Source organism: Curvibacter delicatus NBRC 14919, from assembly GCF_001592265.1.
Classification (GTDB): domain Bacteria; phylum Pseudomonadota; class Gammaproteobacteria; order Burkholderiales; family Burkholderiaceae_C; genus Hylemonella; species Hylemonella delicata.
Genome location: NZ_BCWP01000015.1, coordinates 1 through 15,280, shown reverse-complemented (window position 1 = coordinate 15,280; position 15,280 = coordinate 1). Strand labels below are relative to the sequence as shown.

The following is a 15,280-nucleotide window of genomic DNA, read 5'->3' as shown; positions in this document are numbered from 1 at the left end:
TCCTTTATGGAAGATGTCGGGCGGTGAAGTGGATCGATGAACCGGTCGGGTCAATAAATGGCCGCGACGTCGGTGTAGGAAACGCTGGTGCCATTGGCCAGGTTCAGCTTCAGCGTGCCGCTCTCATTGCTGACCGACTGGATGGTGTCAACCGCCATCGGCGTGGCCGACACGCTCTTGCCACCCATGCTGGCTTTGACGGCGATCTTGACGGTCTGGCCCTGGTAGGCCGAGGCATCCCAGGTGAATTCGTGGCGGCCGGCATTCTTGGCGCCCAGGTTGAAGGTGTCGAGCACCTGGCCGCCGGGCGATTGGATTTCGACCGTGACGGAGTCGGCGCTGGCGCCGACATCCACGGCACCAGCGGCCACACCGTTGCTCACGTTCAGGGTGTTGCCGGCCAGCAGCACGTTGTGGCCGACCATGGAGGCGCTTTGCAGAATCTGCGTCGACAGCAGCTGCGAGACCATGTTGGACATGGTTTCGTTGAGTTTGTTGATGCCGGTGACGGTGTTGATCTGCGCCATCTGACTGGTCATCTGCGCGTTGTCCATCGGATTCATCGGATCCTGGTTGTTCAACTGGGCCACGAGCAGTTTGAGGAAGCGGTCCTGGGCGGCGGTCGCGTCGCTCACGGTGCCGGAGCCGGTGGTCAGGTTGTTGAGGGCTGCCGTGCTGCTGGCGTTGTTCACGGAGGAAGTGGTGGTCATGGTCGGGGTCCTTCTGGCTTATTGGCCAAGTTGGAGGGTTTTGAGCAGCAGCGTCTTGGCGGTGTTCATGACTTCGACGTTGTTCTGGTACGAACGGGACGCGGAAATCATGTTGACCATTTCCTCGACCGGGTTGACGTTGGATTGCGTGATGAAGCCTTCCGCGTCAGCCAGCGGGTGACTCGGGTTGTGCGTGCGCTTGCCGGGTTCCTGGTTTTCGCTGATGGTGCTGACCTTGACGCCGGCGGAGGCCTGGGAGTCCATCAGGACCGTTTCGAAAACGACCTGGCGGCCCTTGTAGATCTTGCCGTCCGGACCGGCCACGGCATCCGCGTTGGCCAGATTACTGGCCACCACGTTGAGTCGCTGCGACTGCGCGCTGACAGCACTGCCAGAAACGCCAAAGATGGAGAACATGGACATGGTGAGTTTCCTGGTCCTGTTGAAAATTACTGACCCTGGATCGCGCTCAAGATGGTCTTGGCGTGGCCGTTAATGAAACGAAGGGTGGACTCGTAGCGAACGGCGTTGTCCACGAAGTTGCTGCGTTCGCGGTCGAGGTCGACGCTGTTGCCATCCATGCTTGGCTGGGTTTGCGGGGCGTACGCCAGCGGGTTGCCGCCGAGTTCGCCCGTGCTGCTGGTCAGCGGGATGTGCTTGCTGTTGGAGGTGCTGCTGCCCATGCGTGCGGCCACGGGGGATGCGCTGTTGCCGGTGGCATTGGCCATGGCTTCGCGGAAATTCACGTCGCGTGCCACATAACCCGGCGTGTCCGCGTTGGCAATGTTGCTTGCGATGACGCGCTGGCGTTCGGCGCGCACGACCAGGGCCTTCGAGTGGAAGTCCAGACTGTTGGTCATTTGTGCAAACATGAATCACCTCAACTTTCGGTCTTGCTGCGCCACAGGCCGGTGCCCGGGCTTTCGACGTCTGGCAATTATGGAAATAACTTTAATTTTCGAGACCCTGAAGTAAGGGGAAAACACCCTGTATTTGCCGGATTCGCATGGGGCGCCCGTACGTATAGTTCCTGGTGTGGGTAGCGGTCGAGGACCGTTCTGAGCCCCTTGTCCGGAAAGGAATCCCCTCATGACTGCAAAAATGGATCAGGTATGGCCGTGGCGCGCGCTGCGGGCGATCTTTTTCTGGGTGTTCGCCTCCCTGATGGCCTCGGCTGCTCCGGCGCAAACCCAGTCGGCCGAGGCAGAGTTTCTGGGGGCGACGCGTCATTGGCTGGACCAGGCTGTGGCCGGCATACAGTCGTCCGGGGCCGTGCCTTTGCGCATGGAGGTGTCGGTGGGGACGCTGGACAGCCGGCTGCGCCTGGCCAGTTGCGCACGGGTTGAGCCCTATATTCCTGTTGGAACCCGGCTGTGGGGGCGAACCCGCCTGGGTTTACGCTGCATCGAGGGCATGGGAAAGTGGAATGTCTTTTTGCCCGTCACCATCAAGGCCATCGGGCGCGCATGGGTCATGCGGCGCGATGTGGCACCCGGCACGGTGCTGGGTGAGGCCGACGTGATGGAGGCTGAGGTTGACTGGGCGGAGGAGCCCAGTCCGATCATCGCGGATCCGGCGCTCTGGGTGGGCCAGGTGGCGGTCCGCAATCTGATGACCGGTCAGGCCCTGCGCCAGAACATGGTGCGTCCGGCCCAGGTGTTCCAGGCCGGTGCCCAGGTCCGCATCGTGGCCCAAGGGGTTGGCTTCCAGATCCATTCCGATGGCCAGGCGGTGTCGCCCGGCGTGGTCGGGCAAATGGCCAAGGTCCGCATGGACAATGGCCGCGTGATGTCCGGCACGGTACTGGATGCCCGAACAGTGAAGTTGGAAATGTAAGACAGGTTTTCCCGAAAGGATGCGGAAAAACCTAAAGTAAGTCATGATCGTGCCGATACCAATCGTACAAGGCTACTTCCACGGTAGTTCTGGAGAACGCGATGAAAATAGGTCAGCCATCAGATTTGCCAATTACTTCGACACCGCCTGCGGCGTCGGGGGCTGCGTCCGCGTCCGCCAAGGCGGCTTCGCAGGGCGCTGCCGCGACAGCTTCCCGCGATGCCAGTTCGGCGAGCGTGTCGGTCACGGTTTCAGCGCAGGTGCGTACCTTGACGCAAGCCGATCAATCCGAGTCCGCCGATGTGGACATGGACAAGGTGAACGCCGTGCGCAGTGAGATTGAACAGGGTACCTATGTGGTCAACCCCGAGGCCATTGCCGACAAATTGTTGGCCAATGCCAAGGAAATGCTGGACCGTACCCGAAGCTGATTTTTCTTATTGAGGGTGTCTTGCCATGTTGTCCCCACAGATTGAAAAGCAGTTGTCCGAGATCGAGCAGCAATGCGCGGCCCTGACTGCAGCGGTGGACAGTGGTGAGCCGGTGTCCCTGGAGGCGGCCAGCACCCAGTTGCGGCAATTGGCGGTCGACTTGTCGCAGTCGCAGGAGATCGCTCACCTTGATGCGCAAGCCACGCAGGCGTTCAAGGCTCGTTTGCAGAAGGTCGTCGGAGGGATTGGGGCGCAGCGCGGCAGTCTGGCGCGTCGTGCGGCCATTGTTGAACGCGGTTTGAATGCCATGGTCCCAGCCACGCGCGAGTCGACTTACGGCCAGGCCGCCGGCCCCTACGGTGCTGCGGCGAAACAAAGCGGGGCGTTCAAATTGCTCACGGCGTGAGCGTCGTCGCGCAAAATTAAAAAGGGCTGCCATCGCAGCCCTTTTTTAATGCGCGCGCATCTTGGCGCGCAGGCGGGCAATGGACTGACTGTGCAGCTGACAGACACGCGATTCGGTAATGCCCAGGACCGCCGCAATTTCCTTGAGGTTCATGTCCTTCTCGTAGTACATGCTCATGATGTACTGCTCGCGCTCCGGCAGATTCTTGATGGCTTCCACCAAGGACTTGCGGATACGCTGGTCGCGCAGCAGTTCCATGGGGTCGGCTTCGGTGTCGACCATGTGACGGTCGAGAAAGCTGTCCTCGCCTTCGCCACCTGCCATGTCCTCAAGGTAAACCAGCTGCGTGCCTTGTACCTTGCCCAGCAATGTCTGGTAGTCGGCCAGGCTCATGCCCAGCTCGCCGGCAATCTCGGACTCCGTCGGGCTGCGGCCCAGTCGGTGTTCCAGCCGGCGCAGGGCGACTTCGATTTCCTTCTGGCTCTTGCGTGAGCCGCGAGACATCCAGTCGTTCTCCCGCAGTTCGTCGATCATGGCGCCGCGGATGCGCTGGGTCGCGAAGGTCTCGAACTGGACGCCCTGGGTGGCTTCAAAACGGTTCAGGGCTTCGGACAAGCCGATCAGGCCAACCTGGATCAGGTCGTCCACCTGGACGCTGGGCGGCAGCTTGGCCATCATGTGATGGGCGAGGCGGCGGACCAAGGGGGAATACTGCCGGATCAGGGCATTGCGGTCGAGTTGACCTTTGGCGGTGTACATCAATGACTCCTCTTCCCAATGTCATTGTCGCTCGTGGCCTGCCGCCAGGCGGACATGCTGGCGTCCGGCTGGCGTGGCATTTCGTTCTCCAGCAAGCGCAGCGCCAGCCGGTTGACGTCGCGCGGCGCTTCCTCGTCGTCTTGGCGCATGTCCACGCTCAAGGTGGTGATCTGCCGACCCAGAAAATTCATGGCACAGCCTTGAAGGCTTTTGTTCAGGTTACGAGCACTGGCCAGACTGCTCTGATCGGAGGCATCCACCATGGAAACAATGGTAGGTTGAAGCCGGCCGTTGAGCAACAACTGTTTCATGGCCTGGTAGGCTGTCAACACGGATCGTCCATTGGTGGAAACGGCCAGCAGAGGTTCGATGCGGCTGTCTGGCAGGTTGGCGGCCAACACGCCGGCATTCGCATACAACACCACCACATCATAGTGCTGGAACAACTGTTCCAGCGCCTCAAACGGTGCCGTGTTCTCCCGGTCCTGGGATGCTGCACACAGTTGATGCAAACCGATGGCGGCGGGGTAGATCGACCAGACCGTATCCATCGCCTCGTGCGGCATGTCTTCCGGCCGGCTGCTTGGGGCAAGCAGCTGCTGCAGGCCGGGGTTATTGGCAGATTCGCTTTGGGTGGCATCCAGCACGACAGCGAAATAACCCAACTCGGACCAGGCTGAGCACAGGCTCCACAGCAGCGGGAGCTCGCTGGGTCGATCGTCGTGGCTGGCCATGACGACGAGGCGAGGTGCGGCCTGGGTACTGAGCCCTTGCAGGCCTGCGCCCTGGGTAACACATGCATCAAGCATGGATCATCCCTTGCGATGGAACGGCCGGCTGGCTGAAGATGAAGCCCAGATCCGAGGCCTGGGGGTCGAAGGCCGATTTGTTCGGCGTGCGCATGGACAGGCGAACCAGCTTGGAGGCATCGGCCGACTCCCAGTCCTCAGGAACACGTTGGCCGGTGGTGACACCACGCAGGACCAATTGGTGCCGGATGGCCGCATCGAGTGCCGGGCCCAGCTTGACGGCTTCGTCAATCTTGGAGAGGACGGCCTGCTGCACGCCGGTCGAGCGGAAGGACGACACCACCTCGTCCAGCGTTTCGCCCTGGCCGCCGGCATTGAGAACCAGCAGGCGGTTGACGTTGGGCAGGTCCAGCACATCGAGCAGTTCGCGCTTGCGCGGATCGCGGGGGGCCACGCCCGTGGTGTCGATCAGGATCATTTTCTTGTTCGACAGGAGATTGAGCAAATCCTGCAAGGCGGCCTGGTCATGGGCCAGGTGCGCCACGACACCGAGCATGCGTCCGTAGGTGCGCAGCTGTTCGTGAGCGCCGATGCGGTAGGTGTCCAGCGTGATCAGGCCGACACTGGCCGGGCCATACTGGCGGGCGCACAGGCCGGCCAGCTTGGCAGTGGTCGTGGTCTTGCCGACACCGGTCGCGCCGACCAGGGCGTAGACGCCGCCTTCTTCCGGCAGGGAGCGACCGGTATCGGTCTTGAGATTGCGTTCCAGCACATCCATGACCCAGCGCACGGATTCGGTGGCGCCCAGGCTGTCAGGCAGCTTTTCCAGCATGGCGCGAGCCAGGGCGGGTGAATAGCCCGCCCGGATGAGCTTGAGCATCAGGTTCGACTGGATCGGGTTCTGCTTGGCTTGTCCAAGCCACGCCAGCGTGTTGAAGCGCTCCTCGATCATGTCTTTCATGGCCTGCAGTTCGTCGACGATGCCCTGGGGCATCTGTGCCGGTTGTGCCGCGACTTTGGGGCTGCTGACGGCAGGTTGTTTGGGGGCGCTCATGGGGGCATCCATCCAGACGGGCGCTGCACTTTCGCTCAAGCGTGTGGCTGCCGGTGCGGGGGTGTCCTGCGCAATCACTTTCAGCGAGTCATGGCGGCGGCGTAGCATGCGCTCACGCACATAGTCCTGGAACGACAAGGTGCTCATGGCCAGTTGCTCGGCATCCTCTTCGACCTGGGACTGTGTCGTCGGCGGGGCATTTTTCGCAGGTTTGGAAGCCACGGCTGCCGGCTTCGGTGCTGCTGCGGTTCTGCTGGGGGCCTCTTGGGGCTGGTCCAGTGAGTTCAGGGTGTCTTCAGCGGTCGCCAGGACCTCCACGCCCGTGGCGGTCGGTCGGTTCGAGAGGATCAGGGTTCCTTCGCCAAAAGCCATGCGTGCCTTGGCAAGCGCTTCGCGTGAAGTCGGGGCGTGAAAGCGTTGAATGTTCATGATGTTGCGCCTCTCAGAATCGGGCCAATACGGATGGTGTGGGTTTCAGGGATCTCGCTGTGCGCGAGAACCTGCAGACGGGGGGCAACGCGGCGCACAAGTCGTGCGATGGCGTTGCGGATGGTGTCGGGTACCAGCAGGCAAGCCGGCACGCCAATTTCTTCCTGCTTGAGTGCCATTTCGGCGGCCGTGCGGCTCAGCATGTCGGCCACGCCGGGGTCGAGCGCCGGGCCGCTGGCATTGCTCAAAGCCTGGACCAGCAGCCGTTCCAGCGGCGGATCGATGGCGATGACGTTGAGTTCACGCGAGGGGCCGTAGATCTGTTGCACGATGGCCGGCGACAGGGCCACCCGCACACGGCGTGCCAGCTCGGCCGGATCGGAGGTGATGCCTGCATGCTCGGCGATCGATTCGATGATGGTGCGGATATCGCGGATGTGCACCGACTCTTCCAGCAGCAGCTGCAGGATTTTCTGGAAGACGGCAATCGACACCATTTTGGGAACTACTTCTTCGATCAATTTCGGCGCCAGTTTGCTGACATGCTCCACCAGTTGCTGGGTCTCGGTGCGGCTCAGCAATTTGGCCGCGTGGACTTGCATCAAGTGTGACAAATGAGTGGCCATCACAGTCTCGGAATCAACCACGGTAAAGCCGGCCATTTGCGCCGCTTCCTTCTGTCGTTCGTCGATCCAGTGCGCCGGCAATCCGAAAGCCGGGTCGGTCGTGGCGGTGCCCAGCAGCGGCGTGGTGATACCACCCGGGTTGATGGCCAGGTACATGCCGGGGAAGGCTTCGCTTTCGCCGACGATGACGCCGCGCAAGGTGATGCGATAGCCGCTGGGTTTGAGTTCGAGGTTGTCGCGCACATGGACCGGTGGCGGCAAAAAGCCGACTTCCTGGGCGAACTTGCGGCGTACCCCCTTGATGCGGGTCAGCAGGTCGCCCTGGCGGTTCTTGTCGACCAGCGTGATGAGGCGGTAACCGAGTTCCAGGCCCAACTGGTCCACGGGCTGCAGATCGTCCCAGCTGGCTTCGCCGTCGTGGGCCGCTGCCGGTTTCTCCTCTTTCGGCTCAGGCTCTGGCGGCTTATGGGCCAGCACCCAGGCCACGTAGCCGAGAATGGCGGCAATCATCAGGAACACGACATGCGGCATGCCGGGGATGACGCCCAGCACGCCCATGATGGTGGCGGTGATGCCCAGCACGCGCGGCGAAACGAACATCTGGTGCACGATCTGGCGACCGAGGTCGTGTTCCTTGCCCACACGGGAAACGACCATGGCCGCGGCCACGGAAATCAGCAGGCCGGGGATCTGGGCCACCAGGGCGTCACCGACCGCGAGCAGGATGTAGCTGTCGGCGGCCTGACCAATGCTCAGGCCGTGCTGAGCCATGCCGACGATGAGGCCACCAATGATGTTGATGAACAGAATCAAGATGCCGGCAACGGCATCGCCACGCACGAATTTGGAAGCACCGTCCATGGAGCCGAAGAAATCGGCCTCTTCGGCCACTTCAGCACGCCGGCGCTTGGCTTCTTTCTCGTCGATGGTGCCGGCGCTGAGGTCGGCGTCGACAGCCATCTGCTTGCCCGGCATCGCGTCCAGCGCAAAACGGGCCGACACTTCGGCAATACGTTCGGCACCCTTGGTGACCACCACGAAGTTGATGACCACCAGAATGGCGAACACGATCAGACCGACCGCAAAGTTCCCGCCGATGAGGAAGTGGCCGAAGGCCTCGATCACGGCACCTGCGGCACCGGCACCGGTATGGCCTTCCAGCAGCACCACCCGGGTGGAAGCCACGTTGAGCGACAGGCGCATCAAGGTGGTGAGCAGCAGCACCGAGGGAAAAGCGGCAAAGTCCAGCGGACGCAGCATGTAGGCGGCGACCATCATGACCATCAGGGCGACGGAGATGTTGATGGTGAAGAACACATCGAGCAGCCAGGCGGGCAGCGGCAGGACCATCATGGCCAGGATGGCGACGACCAGCATGGGGGCGGCGACGCCTTGCAGCATCGATGCGTTGCTGCCAAACCAATGCTGCAGTGTTTTGAATTGCTGGTTCATGATGCGGTGACGGTCTGTTTGGCCAGGGGATCAAGTTCGGGTGGAACGAAGGGCTCTGGCACTTCATCCGGCATGGGGCCTTCACCGCGCATGGCGGCTTTGAGGCGGTAAACATAGGCCAGCACCTGCGCAACGGCGGCGTACAGGGTGGCGGGAATGTTTTCATCCAGCTCGGCGTTGGCGTACAAGGCGCGCGCCAGCGGGGGGGACTGCAGCACCGGGATGTCGTGGGCCTTGGCGATGTCGCGGATCTTCATGGCCAGCAGATCAGCGCCCTTGGAAATGACACGTGGCGCACCCATGGTGGTCTCGTCGTACTGGATGGCCACGGCGTAGTGGGTCGGGTTCATGACCACGAAATCGGCCTTGGGGACGGCGCGGATGCTGCCACGCTGAGCCATCTCTCGCTGCTTGGCGCGCATCTTCCCCTTCATTTGCGGGTTGCCGTCGGATTCCTTGTGTTCGTCCTTCACTTCCTGAAGTGACATCTTGAGTTGCGACTTATGCAGGAAACTCTGCAGCGGCAGGTCGATCATGGCCACTACCAGGATCACCAGCAGCAGCAAGCCCATGCCGGTGGACAGCCAGTCCATCAGATGCCGGAGCGCCGAGCTGGAGGGCTGCAGGATGAGGGCGGCAATGCTGTCGATGCTGGACTTCAGGAAGGTGGCCGCAATGACGACCAGAATCAGCGAGACCACCGTCATCTTCACGATCTCGGCCAGTTTCTTCTTCGAGAACAGGCCCGAAATGCCTTTCAGCGGGCTGAGCCGGCTCAGGTCGGGCATGACTGGTTTGAGGCTGGCAACCCAGCCGCCAGCGGTGATGGCGCTGAGGATGATGGCTGCCGTGACGATGGCGGCAAATACGACACTGCCCACGAGCCCGGCCAGCACCATGTCCTGCAGGCGGGTGAGCATGGTGTCAGGGTGCAGGACCGTGGTGGCGTCGAAGGAGAGTTGCTGGCTGAGGCCCAGCTTGAGGCGTTCAAAAAGAAGGGGCGACAGCGTCATCACGGCCGCGGCGCCGGTGCCCAGCACAGCCAGGTGCGTCAGGTCGGTCGAGCGCGCAACCTGGCCCTCGGAGCGCGCTTTCTGCAGCTTGCGTTCCGAGGCGGGAAGATTGCGATCCTGACTGCTCGATGTCATGGTGGTGGGACGGTGAAGTTCCCACCATTGTCGTTACCGACTCGGCAAACTAAAGGTCAAAAAGAGGGGGTTTGGCCGGCTACTTTCCGCTTGGAGGCCGGCCGGTCGGCAAGATCAGAAACCGAGGCTGGCGAGCAGGTCGTCGACTTCGGATTGGCTGGTGACCACTTCGGTATTGCCTTCGGGGTTGATGACCGGCCCTTGCAGGACGGGATGACCTTCCACCGAGGGCGTTGACGGCTTGGCAACCACTGTATGGGGCGGTGCCGTCTGGATCAGCAAGCTCACCAGTTGATCTTCAATGGTCGTAGCCAGGTTGACGACGCGGGCAATCACTTGCCCTGTGAGGTCATGGAAATCCTGGGCCATCATGATTTCGGTCAGGTGCTGGTCGATGGCCTGGCTGGACTGCTCCATGTCCGTCAGGAAATTCATGATGTGACCTTTGGCCACGGCGGCAACCGGGTCCTGCACCATCAAGGCCTTGACGCGACGGGTCTCGGCGGCAATGTAATCGTGCTGGTTCTTGGCCTGATCGACCCGGTTCAGGACTTTTTCTGCCGCTTCGCCCGTCAATTTTGCAATGTAGGACAAGCGGCTTTTGGCGTCCGGCAATTCCTCGGCACTGCCGCGGAGCTTTTCGGCCATCCCCAATTCACGCAGCGTGTCGTGCAACTGACGCGTCAGCTGGCCGATCTTGTGGTGGACATCGGAGTTTTCGGCTTCACCGGCACCTTGGGTGGCGTCGCTGGTTTCCATGGTTACTGCAATCCCGTTTTCTTGAGAATGTGGATCAGCTTGTCTTCCAGGGTTGCTTTGGTGAACGGCTTGACGATATAGCCGGCGGCGCCTTGCTGGGCTGCCAGCACGATGTCTTCTTTACGCGCCTCGGCGGTGACCATGAGAACCGGGATGTGCTTCAGCTTCTCATCCTTCTTGATCTCGGCCAGCAGCTGGAAGCCGTTCATGTTCGGCATATTGATGTCGCTGACGACGAAGTCGAAGTTGCCATTGCGCAACTTTTGCAGGGCAACAACACCGTCTTCAGCCTCATCGGCTTCACTGAATCCGCTCTCTTTGAGCAGATTGCGGACAATTCGCCGCATGGTGGAAAAGTCGTCAACAACAAGAAATCGGAGCGGATTGGCCATAAGTGACCCTTTCAATGGCGTTTAGCCTGATTATCGCAAGGATGGACGGTTTGGATGATGCACGGATTTGTCATCTTGTGGCAGTTTCCCCGGCATCGGTGTTGGAAAGGGATGATACCGGCGTACGGCCAGTGCCCAGAAGGCGTTCTTCGGCTTCACGGGTCATGACAATGATACTGATTCTGCGGTTGACCGGGCTCAGTGGCTGGTCCGGCTCCAGCAAGATGCTGGAGGCCAGGCCGACCACACGCGCCACCTTGTCGTCCGGCATGCCGGCAGCCACCAGTTCCCGGCGAGAGGCGTTGGCGCGATCGGCCGACAGCTCCCAGTTGCTGTAGCCGCGTTCGCCGCTGCCATAGGGGGCCCGGTCGGTGTGGCCGTCAAGGCTGATCTTGTTCTCGACCCCGCTGAGCGCCGTGCCGATTTCCCGCAGAATGTCGCGCATATAGGGCTTCACCACGGCGCTGCCGGTGTCGAACATCGGGCGTTTCTGGTCATCGACGATCTGGATTTGCAGCCCGTCGGGTGTGGTTTGCAGCCGGATCTGGGAGCTGAACTCGGCCAGCCTCGGATTGTTGGAGATGATGCCACTGATCTTGGCGCTCAGGGGTGCCATTTTTTTGGCATCTTGTTTGGCTGCCTCCGCCCGAATGGCTTCCTGTTCCTTCTTTTTCTGCGCCAGTTCCTTGCTGTCGCCCTGGCGGGCCTGACCGACCATTTGCGTCAGGTCGGCGCCACCGCCGGGCAAGATGGAGTTGCTGGCACCCGTGCCGCTGCCGCCTGCCATGGCCACTTTCATCGGGGCGCTGAAAAATTCCGCAATGCCTTTCTTGTCGCCTTCGGTGGTGGAGCCCAGCAGCCACATCAGCAGGAAAAACGCCATCATGGCCGTCACGAAGTCGGCATAGGCAATTTTCCAGGCGCCACCATGGGCAGCGTGGCCGCCCTTCTTGACCTTCTTGACGATGATGGGCTGGAGCTTTTTCGCGTCGGAAGCCATATCACTCTTGCGGGGTCTTATTTCTTGCCACGGACATGGCTTTCCAGTTCCAGGAAGGTCGGGCGTTCGGTCGAGAAGAGGACTTTGCGGCCAAACTCAATGGCGGTCGACGGGTTATAGCCTTGCATGCTGGCCAGCAATGTGGTCTTGATGCACTGGAGTTCCTTGGCGCTGTCTTCCGATTTCTGCTCCAGCAGGCCCCCCAAGGGTTCCACCACGCCATAGGCCAGCAGAATGCCCAGGAAGGTGCCGACCAGCGCCGAGGCGATCATGCCGCCCAGCACGGCAGGAGGTTGTCCCACCGAGCCCATGGTGTTCACCACACCCAGCACGGCAGCCACGATACCAAAGGCGGGCAAAGCGCCAGCCAGGCGGGCCAGCGCCGCCACCGGTGCGTGGGCTTCCTGGTGATGGGTGTCGATTTCGCTGTCCATGAGAGATTCGATCTCATGGGCATTGAGGTTGCCGGACACCATCATGCGCAGGTAGTCGGTCATGAACTCGACCACATGGTGGTCATTGCCCACAGTCGGGTATTTCTGGAAGATGGGTGATTCGTGCGGGTTCTCCACATCCTTCTCAATCGCCATCAGACCTTCCTTGCGGGCCTTTTGCAGGATGTCATACAGCAGGGCCATGAGCTCCAGATACCGTTCTTTGGTATAGATGGAGCTTTTCAGGGCCTGCGGCAACAGGGCGATGGTGGCCTTGAGAACCTTGGGCTGGTTGTTGACGGCGAAGGCGCCGAGGGCGCCACCGAAGATCGTGATCAGTTCGAAGGGCAGGGCGGTCAGGATCACGCCAATGTTGCCGCCGTGCAGGATGTAGACGCCGAAGATGCAACCCATGGCGACGGCATAACCGATGATGACTGTCATGTTGGTGCGGTGTCAGAGTTGAGGGTTGCAGCTGGGGAAAAGTAACCAAACTGATGAATCAGATCAAACCATTCTAGGGGATTCAGCCCGTGCGCCAAACGTGAAAAAGGGCCCCTAAGGACCCTTTATCGGCATTTAATTGGCGTCTTTGAGCACTTCAGTGCAGCAGGATGCCGCCGGCAGCCGTGCTTTTGCCGGCACGTGCCGGTGGCGAGCACAGGCCGCATTCAAAGTGGCGCGAGTTCTCATAAGGTTCGGTCACGTAATGGCCGCCGCACTTGGAGCAGCGCGTCATGCCCAGCATGTTGTTGTCGATGAACTTGACCAGACGCCAGGCGCGGGTCAGCGACAGGATTGGTTCCATGGCACAGGCCGTGATCTGCTCGCTGTAGAGCTTGTAGGCCTTCATGATGGCGTCGATGTCCTCCAGCGCGCTGACCTTGGTCAGGTGCTCGTAGATATTCAGGAACAGCGAGGAGTGGATGTTGGGCTGCCAGGTCAGGAACCAGTCGGTCGAGAAGGGCAACTGGCCTTTGGAGGGCGAACGGCCAGCCACTTCCTTGTACAGGCGCAACAGACGCTCGTAGGAAAGATTGGTTTCGCTTTCCAGGACCTGCAGGCGGGCGCCCAGCTGGATCAGGGCAACGGCGCGCTCGATTTCGCGGGATTCGTTGAGGACGCTTTTTGCGGTGGCCATGTCGGTTCTCCTCAGATGGATTCGGCGAAGCGGCCGGCCATCAGAATGCTGGCGTGCAGCTTGGTGGTAGCATCGTTGTCAACTTTGCGCGTGGTGTGGTTGGTCAGCAGGTTCCAGACCACGTCGTCGTCCATGCGGAAGCGGCACAGCAGCATGTTGCCGGAAGCGATCTTCGAGATCTGAACGGGAGACAGGGCGGCAATCAGATCGGCGGACTCTTCGGAGATGCCCAGGCGGAACAGGGCTTCGGCCTTGTCCTTGCGAATCAGGCTTTGCGCCAGCATCAGGTAAGTCAGATTGGCTTCGCGGATTTCAGCGGTCAGTTGTTCGTCGGTCATGTTCAGCTCCTTCATGTGGGCGGGCCCCGTGAGGCGATGGACCTGATTCTGTCGATCGCGGAAGAAACTTGAATCGGCGACTGGCTGCCCTTGGTGTGAGAAGTGAGGGAGGCGGCTTGTAGGGGAATTTCCTGCACGGCGTCCGGTCGGGTTGGGGAAATGAGAGTGGAATCAGGTGCTATTCATCCGTTTGTGGCGGGGTGGCGCCGCTATTCTTCATGGCGTACATTTCAGGCCACCTCTTCCATGCCAATCGACAGCTGCGACATGACAGACATCACCGATCCAACTTCCCAGGGAGGACGGTCCGTTGATGACCTGCTGGAGCAGGCGATTGCCAGTCATCAGGCCTGGAAGTTTGACGAGGCAGAAGCGTCGTACCGTGCGGTTCTTGCATTGGAGCCAGGCAACGCGGACGCCTGCCACAACCTGGGGGTGCTGTTGGCCATCCAGTTGCTCAGGCCGGCGGATGCCTTGCCCTACTTTGAGGCGGCGCTTAATGCCGATTCGGCACGGGCGCAATACTGGTTTAGTTATATCGACGCCCTGATCCGGGCAGATCAGAAAGCATTGGCCCAGAGCCTGCTGCCGATCGCCCAGTCGATGGGGGTGCAAATGGCCATGGTCAATGCCTTGGCTGAACGTCTGGCCGAGGCGCCGCAAGTGCTGTCTACGGCATCGCCGACGGTTGCCGCGCCGGTCATGGAGGCGGGGGAGCCTGCGGCAGCGCAGCCGCAGCCCAAAACCGAGAAGAAGCGCAAGGTCAGGCGCGCGCAGGAGGTTTCAGAAGCGGACCAAGTTGAGCTGATCCAGCTGTTCCGCCAGCGCAACTGGGTAGCTGGCGAAGCGCGGGCCCGCGAATTGATTGCCCAATACCCGGACTCCGGCTTTGCCTGGAAGTCGCTGGGGGTCATGCTGCATACGCAGGGCAAGCTGGATGAGGCCTTGCTCGCCAAGCGCAAGTCGGCCCAGCTGTTGCCGCTGGACCCGGAGGTGCATTGCAACCTGGGTCATCTGTTGCAGGAAGTCGGCGAATTCCAGGCCGGGCTGGATGCCCTGAATCGTGCCCTGAAGCTCAAGCCCAACTACCCGGAAGCTTTCAACAATCTTGGCATCACATACCAACGCCTGGGCGAAATTGACCGTTCCTTGGCCTATTTCAAGAAGGCCCTGGAGCTTCAGCCTGACAACCGGATCGATTTTTCGAATTACCTGTTCACCCTGAATTACCACCCGGACCTCAGTGCCGAAGCGGTTTACGAGGGGTACGCCGAGTTTGATCGGCGTTTCGGGCAACCGGTGAGGGCGCAGTGGCGCCCCCATGCCAACCCGCCTGCCGACAAGCGTCGTCTCAAGGTAGGTTATGTGTCACCGGATTTCCGCGCCCACTCGACGCAGAACTTCATGGAACCCTTGCTGTCGCAGCATGACAGGTCGGTTGTCGAAGTCTTTGCCTATGCAACGCTGGCGCGCGAAGACCAGGTGACGCAGCGCTACAAAAGCTATGTGGATCACTGGGTGTTGACCAACGGCATGAGCGACGAGGCCTTGGCCGAGCGCATCCGCGCCGATGGCATCGATGTCCTAGTGGATGTGGCCGGGCATTCAACCGGCAA

Annotated in this window: 18 protein-coding genes; 4 read left to right on the top strand and 14 right to left on the bottom strand. The window is 61.0% G+C overall.

The window, feature by feature from the left end:
• Positions 1 to 50: 50 nt before the first annotated feature.
• From CDE01S_RS08810 to flgB, 3 genes are read right to left on the bottom strand one after another with little or no spacing between them, the layout of a single operon-like run.
• The gene (locus CDE01S_RS08810) at positions 51 to 710 is read right to left on the bottom strand and encodes a flagellar hook assembly protein FlgD (protein WP_066706029.1); all 660 of its coding nucleotides are present in this window, start codon (positions 708 to 710) and stop codon (positions 51 to 53) included.
• An 18-nt stretch (positions 711 to 728) separates the two neighbouring features.
• Positions 729 to 1,133 (bottom strand): flagellar basal body rod protein FlgC, encoded by a 405-nt coding sequence (gene flgC / locus CDE01S_RS08805; protein ID WP_066706027.1) that lies wholly within the window; start codon positions 1,131 to 1,133, stop codon positions 729 to 731.
• A gap of 26 nt (positions 1,134 to 1,159) precedes the next feature.
• On the bottom strand, positions 1,160 to 1,582 hold the full coding sequence (gene flgB, locus CDE01S_RS08800) for a flagellar basal body rod protein FlgB (protein WP_066706025.1): 423 nt from the start codon (positions 1,580 to 1,582) through the stop codon (positions 1,160 to 1,162).
• A 217-nt stretch (positions 1,583 to 1,799) separates the two neighbouring features.
• Here flgB and flgA point away from each other — a divergent pair, with 217 nt between their 5' ends.
• From flgA to CDE01S_RS08785, 3 genes are all read left to right on the top strand, one after another.
• Positions 1,800 to 2,546, top strand: coding sequence for a flagellar basal body P-ring formation chaperone FlgA (gene flgA, locus CDE01S_RS08795; RefSeq protein WP_084382813.1), 747 nt, complete (start codon positions 1,800 to 1,802; stop codon positions 2,544 to 2,546).
• Between the two features lie 101 nt (positions 2,547 to 2,647).
• Positions 2,648 to 2,977, top strand: a complete 330-nt coding sequence (gene flgM / locus CDE01S_RS08790; RefSeq protein ID WP_066706021.1) for a flagellar biosynthesis anti-sigma factor FlgM — start codon at positions 2,648 to 2,650, stop codon at positions 2,975 to 2,977.
• A gap of 25 nt (positions 2,978 to 3,002) precedes the next feature.
• Complete coding sequence (locus tag CDE01S_RS08785; protein ID WP_066706019.1) at positions 3,003 to 3,383, top strand: hypothetical protein; 381 nt, start codon at positions 3,003 to 3,005, stop codon at positions 3,381 to 3,383.
• Between the two features lie 45 nt (positions 3,384 to 3,428).
• Here the strand turns inward: CDE01S_RS08785 and CDE01S_RS08780 are convergent, their stop codons facing one another.
• The 11 genes from CDE01S_RS08780 to flhD all read right to left on the bottom strand — a co-directional run bounded on the left by CDE01S_RS08780 (position 3,429) and on the right by flhD (position 13,664).
• Complete coding sequence (locus CDE01S_RS08780; protein WP_066706017.1) at positions 3,429 to 4,142, bottom strand: RNA polymerase sigma factor FliA; 714 nt, start codon at positions 4,140 to 4,142, stop codon at positions 3,429 to 3,431.
• Positions 4,142 to 4,951 carry a hypothetical protein gene (locus tag CDE01S_RS08775; RefSeq protein ID WP_157077085.1) on the bottom strand — a complete coding sequence of 270 codons (810 nt, stop codon included), beginning with the start codon at positions 4,949 to 4,951 and terminating at the stop codon, positions 4,142 to 4,144. Before CDE01S_RS08775 ends, CDE01S_RS08780 begins: the two co-directional genes overlap by 1 nt.
• Positions 4,944 to 6,374, bottom strand: a complete 1,431-nt coding sequence (flhF, locus tag CDE01S_RS08770) for a flagellar biosynthesis GTPase FlhF (protein ID WP_066706013.1) — start codon at positions 6,372 to 6,374, stop codon at positions 4,944 to 4,946. Before flhF ends, CDE01S_RS08775 begins: the two co-directional genes overlap by 8 nt.
• Positions 6,371 to 8,452: a flagellar biosynthesis protein FlhA gene (gene flhA, locus CDE01S_RS08765; protein WP_066706011.1), complete on the bottom strand. Its 2,082-nt coding sequence runs from the start codon at positions 8,450 to 8,452 to the stop codon at positions 6,371 to 6,373. Before flhA ends, flhF begins: the two co-directional genes overlap by 4 nt.
• Positions 8,449 to 9,600, bottom strand: coding sequence for an EscU/YscU/HrcU family type III secretion system export apparatus switch protein (locus tag CDE01S_RS08760; protein WP_066706009.1), 1,152 nt, complete (start codon positions 9,598 to 9,600; stop codon positions 8,449 to 8,451). The genes flhA and CDE01S_RS08760 overlap by 4 nt, the downstream gene beginning before the upstream one ends.
• 114 nt (positions 9,601 to 9,714) lie before the next feature.
• The gene (locus CDE01S_RS08755; protein WP_066706007.1) at positions 9,715 to 10,359 is read right to left on the bottom strand and encodes a protein phosphatase CheZ; all 645 of its coding nucleotides are present in this window, start codon (positions 10,357 to 10,359) and stop codon (positions 9,715 to 9,717) included.
• A gap of 2 nt (positions 10,360 to 10,361) precedes the next feature.
• On the bottom strand, positions 10,362 to 10,751 hold the full coding sequence (cheY, locus tag CDE01S_RS08750; protein ID WP_066706006.1) for a chemotaxis response regulator CheY: 390 nt from the start codon (positions 10,749 to 10,751) through the stop codon (positions 10,362 to 10,364).
• A 70-nt stretch (positions 10,752 to 10,821) separates the two neighbouring features.
• Positions 10,822 to 11,751 (bottom strand): flagellar motor protein MotB, encoded by a 930-nt coding sequence (motB, locus tag CDE01S_RS08745; protein ID WP_066706005.1) that lies wholly within the window; start codon positions 11,749 to 11,751, stop codon positions 10,822 to 10,824.
• 17 nt (positions 11,752 to 11,768) lie between these two features.
• Positions 11,769 to 12,629, bottom strand: a complete 861-nt coding sequence (gene motA / locus CDE01S_RS08740) for a flagellar motor stator protein MotA (protein WP_066706004.1) — start codon at positions 12,627 to 12,629, stop codon at positions 11,769 to 11,771.
• A gap of 157 nt (positions 12,630 to 12,786) precedes the next feature.
• On the bottom strand, positions 12,787 to 13,326 hold the full coding sequence (flhC, locus tag CDE01S_RS08735; RefSeq protein WP_066706002.1) for a flagellar transcriptional regulator FlhC: 540 nt from the start codon (positions 13,324 to 13,326) through the stop codon (positions 12,787 to 12,789).
• An 11-nt stretch (positions 13,327 to 13,337) separates the two neighbouring features.
• Positions 13,338 to 13,664, bottom strand: coding sequence for a flagellar transcriptional regulator FlhD (gene flhD / locus CDE01S_RS08730; RefSeq protein WP_066706216.1), 327 nt, complete (start codon positions 13,662 to 13,664; stop codon positions 13,338 to 13,340).
• Between the two features lie 102 nt (positions 13,665 to 13,766).
• On the opposite strand from flhD, the gene CDE01S_RS08725 reads away from it, so the two are divergent.
• Positions 13,767 to 15,280, top strand: a 1,514-nt coding sequence (locus CDE01S_RS08725) for a tetratricopeptide repeat protein (protein ID WP_157077084.1), incomplete at its 3' end; no start/stop codon positions are given.

What these genes read in the sequence shown, in the direction of transcription:
- CDE01S_RS08810 (WP_066706029.1), bottom strand. Translation starts at nt 710, where the DNA reads ATGACCACCACTTCCTCCGTGAACAACGCCAGCAGCACGGCAGCCCTC.
- flgC (WP_066706027.1), bottom strand. Translation starts at nt 1,133, where the DNA reads ATGTCCATGTTCTCCATCTTTGGCGTTTCTGGCAGTGCTGTCAGCGCG.
- flgB (WP_066706025.1), bottom strand. Translation starts at nt 1,582, where the DNA reads ATGTTTGCACAAATGACCAACAGTCTGGACTTCCACTCGAAGGCCCTG.
- flgA (WP_084382813.1), top strand. Translation starts at nt 1,800, where the DNA reads ATGACTGCAAAAATGGATCAGGTATGGCCGTGGCGCGCGCTGCGGGCG.
- flgM (WP_066706021.1), top strand. Translation starts at nt 2,648, where the DNA reads ATGAAAATAGGTCAGCCATCAGATTTGCCAATTACTTCGACACCGCCT.
- CDE01S_RS08785 (WP_066706019.1), top strand. Translation starts at nt 3,003, where the DNA reads ATGTTGTCCCCACAGATTGAAAAGCAGTTGTCCGAGATCGAGCAGCAA.
- CDE01S_RS08780 (WP_066706017.1), bottom strand. Translation starts at nt 4,142, where the DNA reads ATGTACACCGCCAAAGGTCAACTCGACCGCAATGCCCTGATCCGGCAG.
- CDE01S_RS08775 (WP_157077085.1), bottom strand. Translation starts at nt 4,951, where the DNA reads ATGCTTGATGCATGTGTTACCCAGGGCGCAGGCCTGCAAGGGCTCAGT.
- flhF (WP_066706013.1), bottom strand. Translation starts at nt 6,374, where the DNA reads ATGAACATTCAACGCTTTCACGCCCCGACTTCACGCGAAGCGCTTGCC.
- flhA (WP_066706011.1), bottom strand. Translation starts at nt 8,452, where the DNA reads ATGAACCAGCAATTCAAAACACTGCAGCATTGGTTTGGCAGCAACGCA.
- CDE01S_RS08760 (WP_066706009.1), bottom strand. Translation starts at nt 9,600, where the DNA reads ATGACATCGAGCAGTCAGGATCGCAATCTTCCCGCCTCGGAACGCAAG.
- CDE01S_RS08755 (WP_066706007.1), bottom strand. Translation starts at nt 10,359, where the DNA reads ATGGAAACCAGCGACGCCACCCAAGGTGCCGGTGAAGCCGAAAACTCC.
- cheY (WP_066706006.1), bottom strand. Translation starts at nt 10,751, where the DNA reads ATGGCCAATCCGCTCCGATTTCTTGTTGTTGACGACTTTTCCACCATG.
- motB (WP_066706005.1), bottom strand. Translation starts at nt 11,751, where the DNA reads ATGGCTTCCGACGCGAAAAAGCTCCAGCCCATCATCGTCAAGAAGGTC.
- motA (WP_066706004.1), bottom strand. Translation starts at nt 12,629, where the DNA reads ATGACAGTCATCATCGGTTATGCCGTCGCCATGGGTTGCATCTTCGGC.
- flhC (WP_066706002.1), bottom strand. Translation starts at nt 13,326, where the DNA reads ATGGCCACCGCAAAAAGCGTCCTCAACGAATCCCGCGAAATCGAGCGC.
- flhD (WP_066706216.1), bottom strand. Translation starts at nt 13,664, where the DNA reads ATGACCGACGAACAACTGACCGCTGAAATCCGCGAAGCCAATCTGACT.